Origin of the sequence: Bradyrhizobium sp. Leo170, assembly GCF_004296405.1 — a bacterium.
In the GTDB taxonomy this organism is placed as follows: domain Bacteria; phylum Pseudomonadota; class Alphaproteobacteria; order Rhizobiales; family Xanthobacteraceae; genus Bradyrhizobium.
In genome coordinates this window covers 43,189-58,932 of the sequence record NZ_PSRR01000005.1, presented here as the reverse complement: position 1 = coordinate 58,932, position 15,744 = coordinate 43,189, and the positions used below count along the sequence as shown (strand labels likewise).

20 protein-coding genes and 1 pseudogene are annotated in these 15,744 nt (G+C 62.6%); 6 read left to right on the top strand and 15 right to left on the bottom strand.

Features of this window, described 5'->3' with window-relative positions:
* Window positions 1-8: 8 nt before the first annotated feature.
* The 15 genes from CWO89_RS02045 to CWO89_RS01980 form a co-directional block, all read right to left on the bottom strand.
* Entirely contained in the window at window positions 9-338 is a 330-nt protein-coding gene (locus tag CWO89_RS02045; RefSeq protein WP_130577014.1) for a hypothetical protein, read from the bottom strand.
* Window positions 339-511: 173 nt separating this feature from the next.
* Window positions 512-1,030, bottom strand: a complete 519-nt coding sequence (locus CWO89_RS02040; protein WP_130577013.1) for a hypothetical protein — start codon at window positions 1,028-1,030, stop codon at window positions 512-514.
* Window positions 1,027-1,509 (bottom strand): zinc-finger-containing protein, encoded by a 483-nt coding sequence (locus CWO89_RS02035; protein ID WP_130577012.1) that lies wholly within the window; start codon window positions 1,507-1,509, stop codon window positions 1,027-1,029. Before CWO89_RS02035 ends, CWO89_RS02040 begins: the two co-directional genes overlap by 4 nt.
* Window positions 1,506-2,207, bottom strand: a complete 702-nt coding sequence (locus CWO89_RS02030) for a hypothetical protein (protein WP_130577011.1) — start codon at window positions 2,205-2,207, stop codon at window positions 1,506-1,508. The genes CWO89_RS02035 and CWO89_RS02030 overlap by 4 nt, the downstream gene beginning before the upstream one ends.
* Window positions 2,204-2,854, bottom strand: coding sequence for a phosphoribosylanthranilate isomerase (gene trpF / locus CWO89_RS02025; protein ID WP_130577010.1), 651 nt, complete (start codon window positions 2,852-2,854; stop codon window positions 2,204-2,206). The genes CWO89_RS02030 and trpF overlap by 4 nt, the downstream gene beginning before the upstream one ends.
* Window positions 2,851-3,690: a radical SAM family protein gene (locus CWO89_RS02020; protein ID WP_130577009.1), complete on the bottom strand. Its 840-nt coding sequence runs from the start codon at window positions 3,688-3,690 to the stop codon at window positions 2,851-2,853. Before CWO89_RS02020 ends, trpF begins: the two co-directional genes overlap by 4 nt.
* A complete protein-coding gene (locus CWO89_RS02015) occupies window positions 3,687-3,986 on the bottom strand; it encodes a hypothetical protein (protein WP_130577008.1) in 300 nt (99 codons plus the stop codon). Before CWO89_RS02015 ends, CWO89_RS02020 begins: the two co-directional genes overlap by 4 nt.
* Window positions 3,983-4,567 carry a hypothetical protein gene (locus CWO89_RS02010; protein WP_130577007.1) on the bottom strand — a complete coding sequence of 195 codons (585 nt, stop codon included), beginning with the start codon at window positions 4,565-4,567 and terminating at the stop codon, window positions 3,983-3,985. The genes CWO89_RS02015 and CWO89_RS02010 overlap by 4 nt, the downstream gene beginning before the upstream one ends.
* Window positions 4,564-5,028 (bottom strand): hypothetical protein, encoded by a 465-nt coding sequence (locus CWO89_RS02005; protein ID WP_130577006.1) that lies wholly within the window; start codon window positions 5,026-5,028, stop codon window positions 4,564-4,566. Before CWO89_RS02005 ends, CWO89_RS02010 begins: the two co-directional genes overlap by 4 nt.
* A gap of 82 nt (window positions 5,029-5,110) precedes the next feature.
* Window positions 5,111-6,379: a hypothetical protein gene (locus CWO89_RS46790; RefSeq protein ID WP_207234379.1), complete on the bottom strand. Its 1,269-nt coding sequence runs from the start codon at window positions 6,377-6,379 to the stop codon at window positions 5,111-5,113.
* Window positions 6,380-6,467: 88 nt separating this feature from the next.
* Entirely contained in the window at window positions 6,468-7,577 is a 1,110-nt protein-coding gene (locus tag CWO89_RS01995) for a PD-(D/E)XK nuclease-like domain-containing protein (RefSeq protein WP_165420957.1), read from the bottom strand.
* Window positions 7,546-7,905 carry a hypothetical protein gene (locus CWO89_RS45655; protein ID WP_165420956.1) on the bottom strand — a complete coding sequence of 120 codons (360 nt, stop codon included), beginning with the start codon at window positions 7,903-7,905 and terminating at the stop codon, window positions 7,546-7,548. The genes CWO89_RS01995 and CWO89_RS45655 overlap by 32 nt, the downstream gene beginning before the upstream one ends.
* A 5-nt stretch (window positions 7,906-7,910) precedes the next feature.
* Window positions 7,911-8,852 (bottom strand): hypothetical protein, encoded by a 942-nt coding sequence (locus CWO89_RS01990; RefSeq protein WP_130577004.1) that lies wholly within the window; start codon window positions 8,850-8,852, stop codon window positions 7,911-7,913.
* Between the two features lie 98 nt (window positions 8,853-8,950).
* Window positions 8,951-9,148: a hypothetical protein gene (locus CWO89_RS01985; RefSeq protein WP_130577003.1), complete on the bottom strand. Its 198-nt coding sequence runs from the start codon at window positions 9,146-9,148 to the stop codon at window positions 8,951-8,953.
* A complete protein-coding gene (locus CWO89_RS01980) occupies window positions 9,142-9,339 on the bottom strand; it encodes a hypothetical protein (protein ID WP_130577002.1) in 198 nt (65 codons plus the stop codon). Before CWO89_RS01980 ends, CWO89_RS01985 begins: the two co-directional genes overlap by 7 nt.
* Here CWO89_RS01980 and CWO89_RS01975 point away from each other — a divergent pair.
* The 6 genes and pseudogenes from CWO89_RS01975 (at window position 9,338) to CWO89_RS01950 (ending at window position 15,553) form a co-directional block, all read left to right on the top strand.
* On the top strand, window positions 9,338-9,673 hold the full coding sequence (locus CWO89_RS01975; RefSeq protein WP_130577001.1) for a hypothetical protein: 336 nt from the start codon (window positions 9,338-9,340) through the stop codon (window positions 9,671-9,673). The two genes, CWO89_RS01980 and CWO89_RS01975, sit on opposite strands and share 2 nt — an antisense overlap.
* 245 nt (window positions 9,674-9,918) lie before the next feature.
* Window positions 9,919-10,431 (top strand): annotated as a pseudogene (locus CWO89_RS49375) (GcrA family cell cycle regulator); the annotation flags it as partial.
* A gap of 1,328 nt (window positions 10,432-11,759) precedes the next feature.
* Window positions 11,760-11,972 carry a hypothetical protein gene (locus CWO89_RS46785; protein WP_207234378.1) on the top strand — a complete coding sequence of 71 codons (213 nt, stop codon included), beginning with the start codon at window positions 11,760-11,762 and terminating at the stop codon, window positions 11,970-11,972.
* Between the two features lie 5 nt (window positions 11,973-11,977).
* Window positions 11,978-12,778: a hypothetical protein gene (locus tag CWO89_RS01960; protein ID WP_130577000.1), complete on the top strand. Its 801-nt coding sequence runs from the start codon at window positions 11,978-11,980 to the stop codon at window positions 12,776-12,778.
* Between the two features lie 235 nt (window positions 12,779-13,013).
* A complete protein-coding gene (locus tag CWO89_RS01955) occupies window positions 13,014-14,129 on the top strand; it encodes a DUF7146 domain-containing protein (protein WP_130576999.1) in 1,116 nt (371 codons plus the stop codon).
* Window positions 14,126-15,553: a DnaB-like helicase C-terminal domain-containing protein gene (locus CWO89_RS01950; protein WP_130576998.1), complete on the top strand. Its 1,428-nt coding sequence runs from the start codon at window positions 14,126-14,128 to the stop codon at window positions 15,551-15,553. Before CWO89_RS01955 ends, CWO89_RS01950 begins: the two co-directional genes overlap by 4 nt.
* Window positions 15,554-15,744: the final 191 nt, after the last annotated feature.

Genomic DNA, 15,744 nt, shown 5'->3' with positions numbered 1-15,744 from the left:
GGGTGGGATTAATCGTCGAAGCCGTCGTCGAACGGCTCGTAATCGTTGTCATATTGATCGAGCTCTGCTCGGTCTTCCTCGTCTCGCCGCTTCCTGCAAACGCCGCAGACGCGGTACACGGGGCCGTGCATGCCTTCCTCGTAATCGCGCGTGTCAGCGAGAACGGTCGCGGCTTGCTTGCACCAATCGCATTTGCCGGTTCGAGCCTCCGGTGAACGAGCGTACTCGCGGTCAGCCTTGAGGCACTCTTCGCAGAGATCATTCATCTCGGAGCCGAACGAGTCGGTTTCGCCCTGTACACGAGCGACCGCCGGCCGGTCTGGATGCTGATCGCACATTGTCCCTTCCGGAAGCGCGTGGTGCGATCCTGGCAACGATGAGATCGGTCCGGTCACATCAGCCACGGTCGGCGCTCCGGTTTTGATGGGCGCCTTTGATATCGGCAATGACCTGTGCCGCAGCGCGCTCGACGGCAAAGGCGAGCCTGTCGGCATCGGAGCCGTTCATGAAGCTATGAAGCTTGCGCTCCGCGGCGCGCGCGCTCCTCGAGCTTATTATTGAACTGGATGAGTTCGGTGACTCGCTCTTCGTGCATCGCTTTCGGCACGACCGGTACCGAATGCAACTCGGCCTTTTCGCGCATTTCCGCCGTGGCGATCGCGAGCGCGTCGATGAGATGATGCTTGTTTTTCAGCCGGCCGCCGAGCTCTCGCACCCAAACCCGGAGATAGCGGTTGGCGGCCTGCTTCCATTCCTCAATCGTTTCCGGCTCTTCCTCCAGCGGTGGGGTCGAAACGCCAAGCTTGTTTAGTTCCTTGTCGATCGACCGGATGCATTCGTAGGCGGCTTCGATGACGGCTTGCCGGACATATTCTTCGGGTACGATCGTCCCGGGAGTTATTACGATCTGCCCCTCGTGAAGAATGCGGATTGGTTCCAGGAGCCCTATGCGCGCCGCTTCGGCAATTTTCGTCGCCTCCTCGCGTTTTGCGAGCAGGGTAGAGACTTGCCCGATGCTATCGTGCTTCATGCCGCTTTCCCTTTTGACCTGTAGAGCGCGCGGTGCCAGGCGCGAATATCCAGATAGGTGACGTCCTTCAGGATCTCGGTGGCGCGCCGGATATGATCGATCGTGAACATCGCGGTGTGACAGTCGTCCCGACTGATGCCGAGATGGTTCGCGAGATAGACGTAGAGGCGATTGCGTGCCGCCTTCCGTATTCGGTTGGCCTCGCGCTCGTCCCGAACGGTGTATCCGCCGGTGATCACCGCGGTCTTCCAGAGCGGGTCAAAGACCTGGTCGTGGAAGTCCGACCGAGCCCGGCGGGTCTCAGAGTTTGCCGGTGTGCCGAGGCTCTTCGTGGTACCGGGATGACAGCCGCAATACGCCCCACACCGATCGCACTTATATATGAGCTTGTGGTGCAAGTCGGTGCGGCGCGGGTAGATCTCGCGACCGTCGGTCAACCTGGCGGCTACGCCGCAGCAGAGCGGAGCGAGTTCGGTCACGCTGCCCTCGCTATTGCGTCGATGTTGGCTTTGATGACTTCGAACGAGATCGCAACAACTTCAGGGTTGTCGTTCCAGGAGTCTTGGCCGTTTATCGAGACCCAAAGGTCTCGCCATGCATAGAAGGCCTTCTCCTGCCAAGCCATATACGCGGCTGGACCCGGGATCGCTGCTGTCTCCTGGCTGAAAGCTTCCTTCGCACCTTCAGCAACAATGTCCTCATCCGAGATGTCCTGAAGCGGTTCGATTTTGACCGCCGTGACAATCAGGGTGAGGCGGGACGCCCAGCGGGGCATGTGCATTGACGCACGACGACGCCCAGCCCAGGGCACAGTTACGCCGGCCGGCGGATACGAGAGATCAGGCGCCCAACCAGCAGCCGTGTTGGCAATCGAGCCCCCAGCCGTGAACAACACCGACATAGCGCGCGGCGGAAGGTCGGCCGGCTTCGTCGAATCCCATTTCTTGCTGACGCGCCACTCCTCACGGACCCAAAGCCGATCGCCAGGCTTCACCTTTGTCCAGAAGGAAGGCCGGTCGGCTACGAAACCACCCTCAACAGCCCGCGCGTCGGCGGGGATCTTGGCACCCGGCCGGTAGAACCGCTCCGCGACGGCCAAGCGCCTAGTCATGGTCTTACGGTCGTCCAACTCCGCGTTGACCATCGGCGCTGAGAATAGAATTGGGATGTCGGTCACCGCGCGGCTCCATAAACCGCCTCGCACACGGCTCGGCACTTCTCGATGTCGAACCTGTCTTCGGTCCGAACTCCACTCTCCATGTCGATCCAGTAGCGGCCCCGCATCTGCTCGAGCACGGACATGACGCCGCGAATATTCTCCGGCGATATGCCGCCGGCGTAACCGACGAGACGATCGCCTCCGGGATGCATTGGCCATGAGCTGGCGGCCTCTCCGGTCCCGCCTGAACGGTCGAATAGCCAGTCGACCGAGGTATCGCGCGGAAACTCGTCCCCTCGGGTCTGGGCGATACAGCGCATGCGGCCCCAGCCGTTCCGAAATTCGATGATGCGCGTCGGCTCCGGGTCGGCATGGTTGACCTGGATGCGGCGGAAAGAGCCGAGGTCGGCCGGGATAATGTCGACGATGCATTCGCCTGCCATGATCCTGCGGCTGTATTCGCCGCAAAGATGCGCCGACAAACGCGGTCCGCTCCACATGATGCGCGACAAGCCGGCGTGGTGCGGGTAGCGTGGATCAATGCCCTGGCGCTTCGGCGAGAACAGAACGCCCCATTCGATCGGGTAGCGGCTCGAGAGCGCGATCATGCCATCGATCGAGGTCCAATTATCGACGCCGGTGAACGTGATGAATTCCGGCTTCATGCCGTAGCTCCGTGATGCTGCTGGACGCGCAGCGGGTTGGGATAACCGGGAGGCAAGTGTTCCTGGAGGTCACGCTTGACGTAGTGCTTCACGCCGAGCGCCTGACAGACCTCAATGATGCGGAGGGTGTAGTCGCGCCAATCGATCGCCTTCGCGATCTTGGCGACGTAATTCACACGCCCAATCTTATAGAGGTCGACGAACTCGTGAGTGTGCCTGATGATCTCGATCGACGACTCCGCCGATAGCGTCGGCTCGAGCGACACCCAGGTGAAGATGCCGGCCTCATAGAACCGGCGCAGCGTCTCGATGCGATCCCACGGCAGCGCCGCCTTGCGCTCCCACTGCTTCGAGAACGCACCATCCAGTGTCGTCAGCGTGCAGGCATAGGCGTCGCGATCGCGGCGATAAAGATCGATGTAGGGGAGGGCGCGGCTGCCGCCCTTGGATAGAGTGCAGAACGCAAGCCCGCCATCAATAAGCGTCCTGATGGTCAACTCGGTATGGGAGAGGTCGCCGAGATGAAACGGATCGCTGGAGAACGTGATAAATATCTGCTCGTTCGGCCCGCCGGCGACACCGGCGTTGCGGTAGCGCAAGATGTCACGGCGGAGACGGTCAAGGTAACCAGGCCGGGGCTCGGCGCCTTCATTGAAGGTGTCCCGGGGGATGCGCGTCGCGAGCGGCACATAGCAGTAGAGGCACTCGTGACCGCAACCACGATAGGGGTTCGTGGCGAGCGGTGCATATTCGCCGGCGTTGCCCTTCGGGCGATAGATCACGTCCGCACCAGGCACGACGGGCTGATCAGCGAAGTATCCATCCGCCGTAATCACTTCGTGGCTCCTTCTGGTGCCGCGTCTGTCCATTCCTTGTCGCGGCGGGTTTGCTCGAGCTTGGCGAGATAGGCCTCGCGGAACTGCACGAACGTCTCGAATTCACGGGGATCGTCGCGAAGCTTGTAGACGTCATGCGATTGTCCGCTGTTCTTGCCGGTGCCGAGCCACGACGAGAGTGAACCGATTATGTCGCCGCCTTCGTCGAGGAGGTCGTGGCCATAAGTCGAGCCGCCGGTGGCGCGCATGTGAAACGTCATGCGCCGCCGGATGATGGGTTTGGCAGGATCCGTCATTCTCGCCCTCCGAGAGAGCAGGACGCGCCGTCGTACATCTCGACCAGGATGTCCTCGATGAGGGCGCCGACCCGCCTGCGTGCATTCCAGACGCAGCTATGGTCGACGCCGAACGCGATCCCGACGGCGCTTGGGCTGTCGGATACGAGGCGGTGGGCGAGGCCGATCGAGATCAGGCGGATGCGGCAAGATCCGCTCCAGCGGGACTTCTGGAGAACGACATCGCGGCCTACCTTGAACGCGCCGGCGATTGCGGCATGGAGAATCTTCATCCTTACCTTCGTGCCGTAGCCGAGAGGCGTATCGGCCGCGGCGTCGAAATAGGCTGAGATGGCGCGTCGGATTGCGGTCTGCTCGGCCTCAGCGGTCAGTCGGGCGACACGCTCGCGCGGCGCGCGCCGCTGATCCGGGACGATGTCGGTGGGCGGCGGGAGCATAATGATGACGGGCTTTGGCAAGAACGGGTTTGGCCGCGGCGTGGGCGGGACGACGCGCGGCATCCTCGACCGGACGGCCGCATAGTGGCGGGCCAGCGCGGCGGCGCTTGCGAACTCGGGCGCCGTAGCCAGCAGCATGCTCATGCCAATTTCCTCTTTGGGAAGGTCGAACGGCCGCGGATCGGGCGTTTCGGTTTGGCTGACTTCGGGCGAGGGCGGCCCTTCGCCTTAGCCTCCATAGCGGCCTGGTGCTCGGTGTGGCTGCGCTGGATCTTGCGCGTCCTCGCGCGCTCGCCGGTGTCGGATCCACGCGTTGTGATCCGGCGCGTCCCTCCTGGCCCGTTGCTCCGTCGGTCGTGCTGGTTGACCGTGATCGCCTCGATGAAATTCGGATCATTCGCCGGCGGGATCGTGTCCCAGGCGGCGGTATCGAACTTCCGAGCCTCGAGCGCCGGCCGGTGATCGAAGTTGGTATGTTCGATCCGACCGAGCTTCTCATTGTTGATGGTGCTTCGGCCCTCCTGGTTGAGGAGAACCTGAAGCTTGACCTTGCATGGGATCGGCGGGCGCTTCCATTCCGGAGGTGGCTTGTCGAGGATCGTCATCGTGCGACGATCTCCTCGACCTGCTTGAGACAGGCCTCCATCGTGATCTCGCCGGTGAGGCGCTTCGTGTGAGCCGCCAGGATCAATTTCGCCTTTTCTGGTGGTCGGAGTCGTTGAAGGCGCTCTCTTTCCCGTTCTTTTCGTACCAGGCGAGAGACATCCTCCCGAGTTTCGCCGGGCCTCCGTTTTCGATTTGCGCCAACGCCTTGCTGTAGGAGCGAAGTTGATCGGGAGCGGACCCGGTCGTCCCGCCACGGGAGACCTGGTCCGCTCCCTCGGCCGACTGGCGGACCTCAGTCGACCGCACATTGCCGCCGGCGGGAGGTGTACCGGACAGCAAATCAGGTTGGGACGAGCCAGTGTCGCGCTGGCTCGTCCCGGCATCGGCCGGGGCTGGGGAAGCCGATGCCTGGTCTCGGGACTGCGTCGCTCCGCTGGTACCCTGACCTGAATCCGTAGCCGGCTTCTCACCGGCATGGCCGATTTGCTGGTCGGCTCCAGATCGACTTTCGGTCTGGGCCGCATCAGCTTGATGCGTCTGTTGATCGGTCGCGCCGGCCGTGTTCTTGACCAGCGGATTGTAGTTTGGATCGCCCTCAGTCGGCTTCTCCTTGGCGAACATCTCCTCGACCGTCGCTTCCCCGTTCTTGATCGACATGAACATGCCGCGCAGGGTCGCGATGTGGTCGAGTTTGATGTCACCTTCGCCCTCGATGCCGAGCGCTTCGAAGATCTGATCGGGCGTGACGCCGAACGAAGCAAAGGCCCTAATTGCCTTTTCTCGGTTCTCGGACAGGGTGGCCGTGGTACCGGCGACGATGGCGCGTGCGGCATAATAAGCCTGCCGGGTGACGCCGCGCGGGATGCCGGCCAGGATCGCATTGCGCTTCGCGATCGCGGCGGCCGCATTGCCGGTCACCGTGATCATGTCATTGGAGAAGACATGCCCTCCCGACGTCAGGATATTGCGTCGGATCGTCGCTTCGGATGCCATGTTCGTTTCGAGATCATGGAATACGCCCAGCGCCTCAACCCAACCATCCTTCTTGTTGACGGTGATGACGCGAGCCTTAATGCGATTGTTGCCCCAACACTGCGCGGCAATCTCAGCAAGGCGGATGCTCGGTCCTTCGATCGGCTTATTTTCGGTCTCGTCGGTCGGGCCGTTCCGACCGCGCTGCTTCTTTTTTCGAACGAGAGCATAGAGACACTCCGCCGCGGTCTCCTCGTCGAGGGTGGCCAGCGTGCAAATATTTTCGATTGCTTTATGAATGCTCCGCGGGAATGCCTTCGCCGTTGCAATTTGGCTATCGATCTCTGCCTTCAGGATTGCCGGCAGTGCGGAGTCCATCATGTGGTCCGGCACAAGCCCGGTTGCTTCCATTCGGATTGAATCTGCGGGTGAAATGATTTGCTGCTGCATTTCCGTTCCTCAATGATCAGATGAAGGCGTATGGCGACCAGTCGGTGTCGCCCCATTTCTGGGCTGGAATGTCCGGCTCCCACTCATTGTCCGGGCCGTATTTTTCCATGAGCCCGCGGTAGGCTACGATCGCGCCGTCGACGTCGGCGACGGCCTGCTTAAAGATCATGCTGCTCAAGTCGAATTCGCCGACGACAGGCTGCGGAGCGCCGCTCGCCTTGATCATCACCCACACCCACTTCAGGGCGTCGTCGGAATCCGCATCGGTTTCGGCGACGGCAAGCGCTCGAAACACCGAGTCCAGAAATTCCCTGTCATAGGGATTGTTGAAAACCCGGCCCTCGGCATAGAGCTTGGCGGCGGCACGCAGCGCCTTGATGTAGGCACCGGCCTGCAGATCGTAACGCATCCGCGAAACCGCCTTCTTCGCCGCTTCGAGCGCGCGCTCCTTGAAGAAGGGACGGAACGACTTCAAATCGATGATGGCGTGCGAGAGGAGGTGGTCGATGCGCGCCTTCAGTCGCACACCATTCTCTACGTAGAAGATGCTTACTTCGCTAGCGCCAGCGACAAAGGTACCGTCGCGCATGACCGGCGCGAGTTTTGGATCACGCTGCATCCAGCGCGCCGCCATCTCGATCTCGTGCAGAGCATCCCGCGGAATGATGGTTCGGCCGACATTCTCAGCTTCGAACTTGGCGATGATCTCGTCCCAGATCAGGACATCCTTGTCGAATTCGCGGATGGCCGCGATCGCTTCTTCCTTCTTCTTGCCAGGCTTGACCCCAACCAGTTTGCAGTGACTCCGGAGATGCTCCATCGTCACCAATGCATCCTTGTAGTCCGTCACTGCCGGCGCAATGGCGAACCGTTCCGCGAGGGAGAGCCGCCCTTCCAAGGCACGGCAATGAATCGCATGGCCCCACTTGAGCGCCATGGTTTCTTTCTCGACCCCCGGATAGAGCTGGTCGTGCTGATACTCGACAGGGTCGATGATCAGTTCTTTCAGCGAAGTGGAGCCGAGCGACTGGTCGGCGTGGTATTCAGCTTCCGGGACACCGAAATAAATGCCGGGCTCGAAACGGACGACGTTATTAGAAATCGGGGCGGAGACGAGCGCGTTCATTGGCGAACCTTCGACATGGTGATGATCTTGGCGGAGCGGGCAGCCACCCATTCCTTGACGTCCGACGCGCGCCATCCCGGAGCCAGGCCGCGACGTCATCGGTCGACATCTCGACTTCCTTGCCGGCAAACTGAAGGGCGAACTTCGCGAGCATTGCGATCGAGAAGATCGTGGCGAGGATCTCGACGAGGAATGATCCTCCGAGCCAGACGCGGGACACCGCGATCGAGCCGATCAACATGGTCCAGAAGCAGGCCTGGATAAGGAGCAGGACGAAGCGGCGAGGGCGCTTCAACTGGACGTGAATTTCGACCTTGCTTTCAGACACGGTTGTTACTCCGCTGCCTGGTGCACGGCGCCCTTGACGTGGCCATCCTCGATCACGACGGCGGTCGGCCGGCTGGAATTCACCGTCTCGGCAATAATCAGCAGATCCTGCTGCTCGGCGAGGTCAGCGAGCGCCTTCCAGCTTTCGTCGTCGAGCAGCGCCGCGTTCTTCGTGGTGATGAAACGGAGCTTCGGCTGCAGCGCCACCGCAATGGCGATCGCGGTGCTCAGCTTCTGCGCCTGACTGGCTTGGCCAAGCGGGTGGCCGTCGAGCAGCACAACGCCGTCACCGAACGTGATGCCCGGGATCGGCATCTTCGCTGCCGCGATCGCGTCCTGCTTCGCCTTCTCGCGATCCTCCATGGCTTTGGTCAGGGTGGCGGACTGCCGCTCGAGAACTGTGGCTTCCTGGACGAGCCGTTCTTTCTCGGCACGGGCGCGCTCCGCCGCATCGAATCTGGCATTCTCGTCTCGTGCCGCCGCTATCGTGTCTTGGAGCGCAGCGGTATCGATCGACGCCGGTTCGTCGCCGGCATCGGCGATCTCCATCCGGACATCGGCAGCGGCTGCTTCGTCCTCTTGCTCGCCGAGTTCCAATCGCTCGATTTCGTCGCGCAGTTCCTGGATGCGCTTCCGCTTCTGCTCGGCAGAGGCATCGAGCGCTGCGGCGCGCTGCTTGCGCGCGGCCTGGGTCGCCCGGTACCGCTCGACCTGCGCGTTCTGCTCGCCGGCAGCGGCGAGCTCGGCGACGAGAGCAGCCTCGTCAACCCGAGCCGTCGGCGCCGTCTCATCGATCGCGATAGCGTCAGCTCGTGTTCGCCGCGACTTGGCGTCCCTATTAACCTCCGTCCGCTTGTCGAAGTCCTTTTTGTTCGCCTCGGCGATGGCATCGAAATCGACACCGGGAACGAAGCGCTTCAGCAGGTCGAACTGATCTTTCGGCTTCATCGCGATAAATTCGAGAGGATCGCAACTCAGCGAGCCGATCAGGCTATTCAGGATCTGCTGCGGATTCGAAAATTTGGCGCCATCGGCCCCCTCGATTGTTAGGCTGGTCGAGTAACCCCTATCGTTGTCGGCCCTCTTGATCCGGCGTTTGACCTTGAGTTTGACCCCACTGTCATTGCCGATAGCAGCCGGGCAGAAAGGCGGTCGAGCATGACCGCGGCGCAGCTCTTCGGCACCAGCCCGCCATCGATCAGCATCTGCAGCATCGCGTCGAAGGATTCCTCCGCGATCAGCATCCGTGTTCCGGCCAGGGCGCGCGCGCCCAGTCGTCGTCTTTGATGTCGATCGTCACCGGCGTGGCGATCTCGTTTTTTCTCGGGAAATAGGGGGTGTTCATCATGGGAACAGTTTCCATCAGCCTCTCGCGGGACGCAAATTGTGGTGCTGAACGTTCGTGCAGCACATCGCGAACGAATGTGCAGGCCATGAATCTGACTGCCGAAATCATACGGTTAGCGCACCATCTGATGGGCGGCAGCCGAAAGAACCTGGCTCATGGAGCTCGGTGCTCGATCCGAACAATCGACAACTGGAAGTCCGGCGCGCGCGCGATCGCATTCGAAGAGTTCTTTCATCTGTTGGCGGAGCCTGAAGGGGCCGAGTTCTTCGAAGCATTCTGGAAGCAGGTGCCGGAGCGGACGCGGGAGCGATGGATCAAGGGCGAGATCCTGCGCCGGCGCCTCGCCGAGCGTGAGGCTGCCCGCGCCGCCGAAGACCGCGAGGTCGAGCAGCTTCGTATGGAATTGAACGCCAAGCGCTGACGCGCCGCCGCCGCGCCGGCCGCGCGGTCGTCTACTTCGAAAGTCCTCCAGGTGTTCTATCTCCTCCTCTCCGACATTGCGGTCAACATCGGCAGCTTCTGCGCCAGCCTAGCCGAACACCACAGCGCTAGGCGCGACGTCTGGCTCGAGCGTGGAAAGCTCTGGGCGGACATCCGCACATGGTTTCTTCACCGCGGGACGAAAAAGTTCTCCGAGATACGCGATCGCCGAAAGACGGTGAAGTGATGGCGGTGTTGACCTGGTCGGACGAACGCGTCGAGCAGTTGAAGAAGCTCTTGGAAGCCGGACTTTCCACGAGCAAGATCGCCGCGGAATTGGGCGGTGGCATCAGCCGCAATGCGGTGATCGGCAAGGTTCATCGGCTTGGTCTCACTGGCCGCGCGAAGCCTGCGCCTCCGGAGGTCGAGAAAGTCCGCAGGCGGACGAATGGCCGGAAGGTCCACTTTACCCGAAGGCAGCCGGTAGAAGAGCCGCAAGAACGTGAGGAGATCCCGCCGGACTTCGATCCGAGCAACGTCTCGGCCTTCGATGCGGCGATACCGGTCGAGCGCCGAAAGGGACTCCTGGATCTCCAACAGCATCATTGCCGCTGGCCAGTTGGTGACCCGCAGTTGCCGGATTTCTTCTTCTGTGGCGGAACCGCAGAGGAAGGCCGCCCGTACTGCGCACTGCACTGCCGCGTGGCTTTCACGCCAGCGGGCCAGCGTGCCGCCGAACGAGCGGCGATGTCTCCGGCCGAGCGCGCCATTCGTATCGCGCAGGGTAGGGGTGTCCTTGGTGTCCGGCGCTGGGACGAAACATCGGGCACGGTAACAGGGCGCGCGAACGCGACTACCGGGGCGTTCAGCGTCGCCGATCCGCGCGAGATCCGGAGCCAAGACTTCCACGGCTTGCGCGTGAACAACTGGAAGGGCACCGCCGCCGCGGTGACGACCCAGCGCAGCCCAGGCTCGAGCGCGCAATCGGTCGCTGATCCCCGCATTGACGGTCACGAGAAGAGCGTGCAACTCGGCGTCGGGCATTGGGATCAGCCGTCATCCGTGGTCAAGGGCGATGTTTCGGTCGGCACCGGCCGCTATGCGGTCGCCGATCCCAGGCTTGAGCGGAAGGTCTTCAACTCCACCTTTCGGATCGTGGCATGGCCGGAGCATTCACCGGCAGTTGCTGGACCTGGTGGTGCTGGCGGCGGCCTCGCTGTGGCCGATCCGCGGCCCGCGCAGCGCGACGACTATAAGCAGACCAAGTATCGTGTCACGGGCTACGACGAGGCCTCCGGCGCTGTCATCGGCGCCTCGACGACCGGCACCGGCGCGTTCGCCGTCGCCGATCCGCGGCACCACAATTGGCATCCCGGCGCATCGAGCTCGAAGGAACGGGTGACCGGATGGACAGAGCATGCTCGACCAGTGACGGGTTCGCAGCAGGTCGCTTCGGGTGCAGGTGCGGTTGCTGACCCCCGCCCAGGCTTCGGTCCGCACACCCATCACCATGTCCTTAAGGTCACGGATTGGGAGCAACCGGGTGGCACCGTAACGGCGTCATCTCATCCATCGGGCGGTGCGCTGTCGGTAGCTGATCCGAGGCTCGCCGTTGGCGCGCGCAACTCGGCGCTCGGCGTGAACGAATGGGACGGGCCCGCCGGTGTGGCCGGCGAGAGCAATCCGACGAATGGCGCCTTTGCGGTCGCCGATCCCCGCCCCGAGGCGCTGTCGGACGAGAGGCGCAACGCCTACCTCACGGGCGGTCACTACGGTGTCGTGCCGTGGGATCAGCACAGCGGGGCGGTACCGGCGCACGCCAAGAACAACAACGGCCCGTGGTCGTCGCCGACCCACGACATACCGGCGACGGTCCCGCGGCGGAGACTGCGCCATGGGACAAGCTACCGGCCGCGAACGACAAGTTGGTATGTGTCATCCGTGCGCTGGATGGGACGTGGCACAGGCCGTTCACGACCCTGGAACTCGCCGCGCTACAAGGCCTCGTCGACCTCGACGATGAGCAGGAACGGTCAGCGCTTTCGCTTGATCCGCTTGATCAAGACTGGGCGGCGTACATCGAGCGCATGAACAACATGCTGGTGCTTGATGGCGCCTCAGATTCCGCGTGGCGCGAGCGCATCGGAAACATGGTGCCGCCTCCCGCGGCCCAGGCAATTGCTGGCGTCTGTGGCGTCACGCTGCTCGCCGCCTGGTCGGGCCAGACCTTCATGATGGGATCAACACCGATTTGGGTGCGCCCGGTTGCGGTCGCTCTCATGGCTGCTCAATCGACGTGAGGGAAATGGCGAAGGCAGCAAAGCCGTTCGAGACGGAAGCCGATCTCTGCAAGCGGTTCATCTCGGCACTCCCGGAGGGATGGACCCCCTACAATGAACACGCAGGTTGGGACATCTTGCTCGTGCGGAACGCCGATGGTTTCCAGATCGGGATCGAGGCCAAGCTCCGCTTCGGTACCGACGTCATCAACCAGTGCCTTGAGGAATACGGCGCCTATGACGCCGACCGTATGGGGCCGGACTGCCGGGCTGTCCTGGTGCCGTACGACGCGCCGGGCGGCTTCGGTCTCATCTGTGCCTATATCGGCCTGACGATTATTCGAGTGCGATCGCAGCAGCAGACGGACGCGCTGCCTCGCTTTTACCGACCAGAGGTGTTCGAGCCCGGATTGCCGGGTGACAAGCACGGCATCAACCAGAAGCACTGGTACGAATGGGCGCCGGCCCATCGCCACCGTCTGCCGGACTACGTGCCGGACGTTGTGGCAGGTTCTCCATCGCCGGTTCAACTGACCGACTGGAAGATCGCCGCGATCAAGATCGCGATCATCCTTGAGAAACGCGGCTTCCTGATCCGCGCCGATTTCAAACACGTCAACATCGATCACCGGCGCTGGCTGCCATCCGGCAACGGCTGGCTGGTGCTGGATGGCGGCGTCTATCGAGCGTCGAGGGGATTTCCTGACTTCAAGGTGCAGCACCCACGCGTCTACGGCGAGATCGCCGCCGACTACGACAAATGGAAGCCAGCCGATCCGGTCGGACCATTACCGCTCCCTGAACCGAAACAGGAGCAGATGCTATGAGTGGCCGTGTGCAATGCTGTGTGCCGTTCTGCCGGCACACCACGGGGCGGTTTTCGCCGCCGACAGAATGGATCTGCGGAGAACACTGGCGTCTGGTGCCGAAGGATATGCGGCGCGTGTACGGCCGCCGTAAGCGCGCCTGGTGTCGGTACCACCACGTGAACGACGGGAGCGCGTGCGATCGGCTTTGGGCGAACCTGAAGCGGCGCGCAACAGAGGCGGCGGCAGGACTGGTATGACGCGTTACGACACTGCCGAGATCAAGAAACGGCTCAACGAGCAGTTGGAGCGCGTGCTGGATCATTTCTGGAAGGGGTACGTGAAGCGCGGCAAGATCGCGTACTGCGCGCCGACTGGCCGGAAGGACGATCTCGGGTCGTTTCAGGTCTATCTCGCGCGGGTCGGCAAGTACGAACGCGGCGCCTGGGTCCGCAGCTCGGCCAGCATCGGCGGCGACGAGATCAATCTCTTTGCGTATGGCTTGACCGGCAATCATCGCGCGACGTCAGAGGACGTCTTCGATCGAGCGCGGGAATTTGTCGGGCTCGAGAGCGGGCGCCAGGAGACGCCGGAGGAGCGCCGGCAGCGCGAGCGGCGCGAGGCGGATGCCGCGGAGAAGCGCGCCGCCGACGATCGCCGGGCAGTGGAGCAGGAGCGCGCCAGGGTCCTTACAGCAGGCGGTATATGGACGGAATGCGTGTCGATCGAAGGCACATTGGCGGAGGCCTATCTCGTCGACGCCCGTGGAATCCCGGTACCGTCGGGCGGCTGGTATGATGCGCTCCGCTACCATCCGCGGCTGCTGCTTTATCCTGGCGAGTCGCCGTCGCAATCCAACCAAGCATTCCCTTGCTTGGTCTGCCGAGTCGATGACGTATTCGGTGACCTGACCGCGTTGTGGCGAATCTACTTGGATCCGAAGAAGCCGGCCAAGGCCCCCATCCGCGAGCCGAAGATGGGCTTCGGGCCGGCCGCCGGCGGCGCCATCAGGCTTGGCGGCGTGGCCGAACATATCGGTGCTGCCGAGGGCGCGGAGTCGGCGCTCGGCGCCAACGCGCTGATCAAGTACCGCTATCCCGTGTGGTCCATGATGTCGACGAGCGGTCTCATCGGCTTCGAGGTGCCGATGGAGGTCGAGTGGATTTCCGGATTCCCGGACGGTGACAAGCCCTGGAAAAAGGAAGGGAACGACATCGTCTTGGCGGAGCCCGCGGGCCGCGCGGCCATGCGACGGCTCGGTGAGCGGGTGCGCGCGCTGGACAAGCGCTTTGATACGCAACCCGAACCGAGGATGAAGAGCGACTACAACGACATCTGGCAGGCGCGCCGGCGCCTGGAGGCCTGTACGTGAGCAAGAAGCCAGCGGCACAGCCAAATAGGCCGACGCAAAACGTCCGGGCCGAGGAAGCCGTCATCGGGAAAATTTTGGGGTCGGCCGAGACTTTTTGGGCGGTCTCTGACCGGCTGACCGCCGACCAATTCTCGGTGCCGCACCACCGCGCGATCTTCACCGCGGTCCAGGAATGCTGCGAGCATGGACCGGGCCCAAGCCTATCGCTGCTCGAGGCGAAGCTACCGACCGAATTCGAGGGGATCGGCGCGGTCGAGGCGGTGCTCCTGTTCCTGATCGAGAGGGCGGCGGACGTCACCAACGCACTCGATTTCGTCGACGACATCATCCTGGCCTGGCGGGAGCGCGCCCGCATCGAGCTCGGGAAGGTCGCGACGGTCGCCGGCAAGACATTCGACGAGACCCGCGAGGATATCGAGACGCTGCTGCGCGTGGTCGATGACCATGATCGGATACGCCACGCGGTCCGCGTCGGCGATGCCGCGCGAGCCGCCACCGAGAAGGCCGCGGAAGCATTCCAGCACAAGGGCCGGCGCGCCGTCGGCGTCTTGACCAGAATAGAGGAGATCGACCTCGCCATTGGCCCCCAGATTGGCGGTACCGCCATCACGCTGGCCGGGGCGTCCGGCCATGGCAAGTCGGGATTGCTGGCGCAGATCTTCCGAAACGGCGCCGCGGCTTCGCTCGACCCGTCCAGCGTATTCCCCTCGCTCCTGATCAGCATGGAGATGTCGCAGATCCAAAACGCCTATCGAAACCTGGCGTCGATCACCGGAATTTCGGTGAGGAAGCAGATCAGCGGCGACTTCAACCAGAAAGAGTTCATGGACCTGCAAACGGCCAGGGCTGCACTCGACGCCATGCCAATGTATGTCCAGGACCGCGGCCGGCTCACGATCGACGAGATCGAGAAAGAGATCCGCATCGCGGTCCGGCGCTACGGGATCAAGCAAGCCGGCATCGACAACCTCAAACTGATCAAGCCGTCTCGGGACAATTGGAGCCTGGTGCAGACGATCGAGGAGGCGACCGCGCGCACCAAAGCGCTGGCGAAGGAGCTCGATATCGTGATCTGGCAATTGGCGCAGCTCACGCGCGACGGCCAGAAGACGGGAAACTGGCGATTCCGCGCAGCCGATATCTACGGCGGCGGTCTCGTCGTCGAGAACAGCGATCTCGTCCTTGGTTGCGCTGTCCCAATCGTCTGGCTGCGTGAGAACAAGCCGGAACCGCCATCGGAGGCGAACCCGCGCGGCCGCGAAGCCTTCGACAAATGGCTCAAGGACATGGAAGTGCTGAAGCACAAGGCTGAATTTGCCGCGTTCAAGGTACGAGACGGTCGCGGCGAGACCTGGAAGGAAATGGACTTCGATGGGCCACGCATGCTGTTCGGCAACGCGGATCGAGAACCAATTCCATTTTAACCAAAGAACTGGGGTCTCGGTCGCGACAGTGCCCGATGCCTAGGTGTATACTCAAAAACCCGCACGACCGATCAGGCTCGTATGAGGTCCGCTATGCCCCTGATAGCGGCTCTACAGCAGACCTCACCCGGTGTCCGAGTTGGGCCAACAGCGGTCATTCCGCAACCGCGTAGATGAGTGCTGCCCTCACC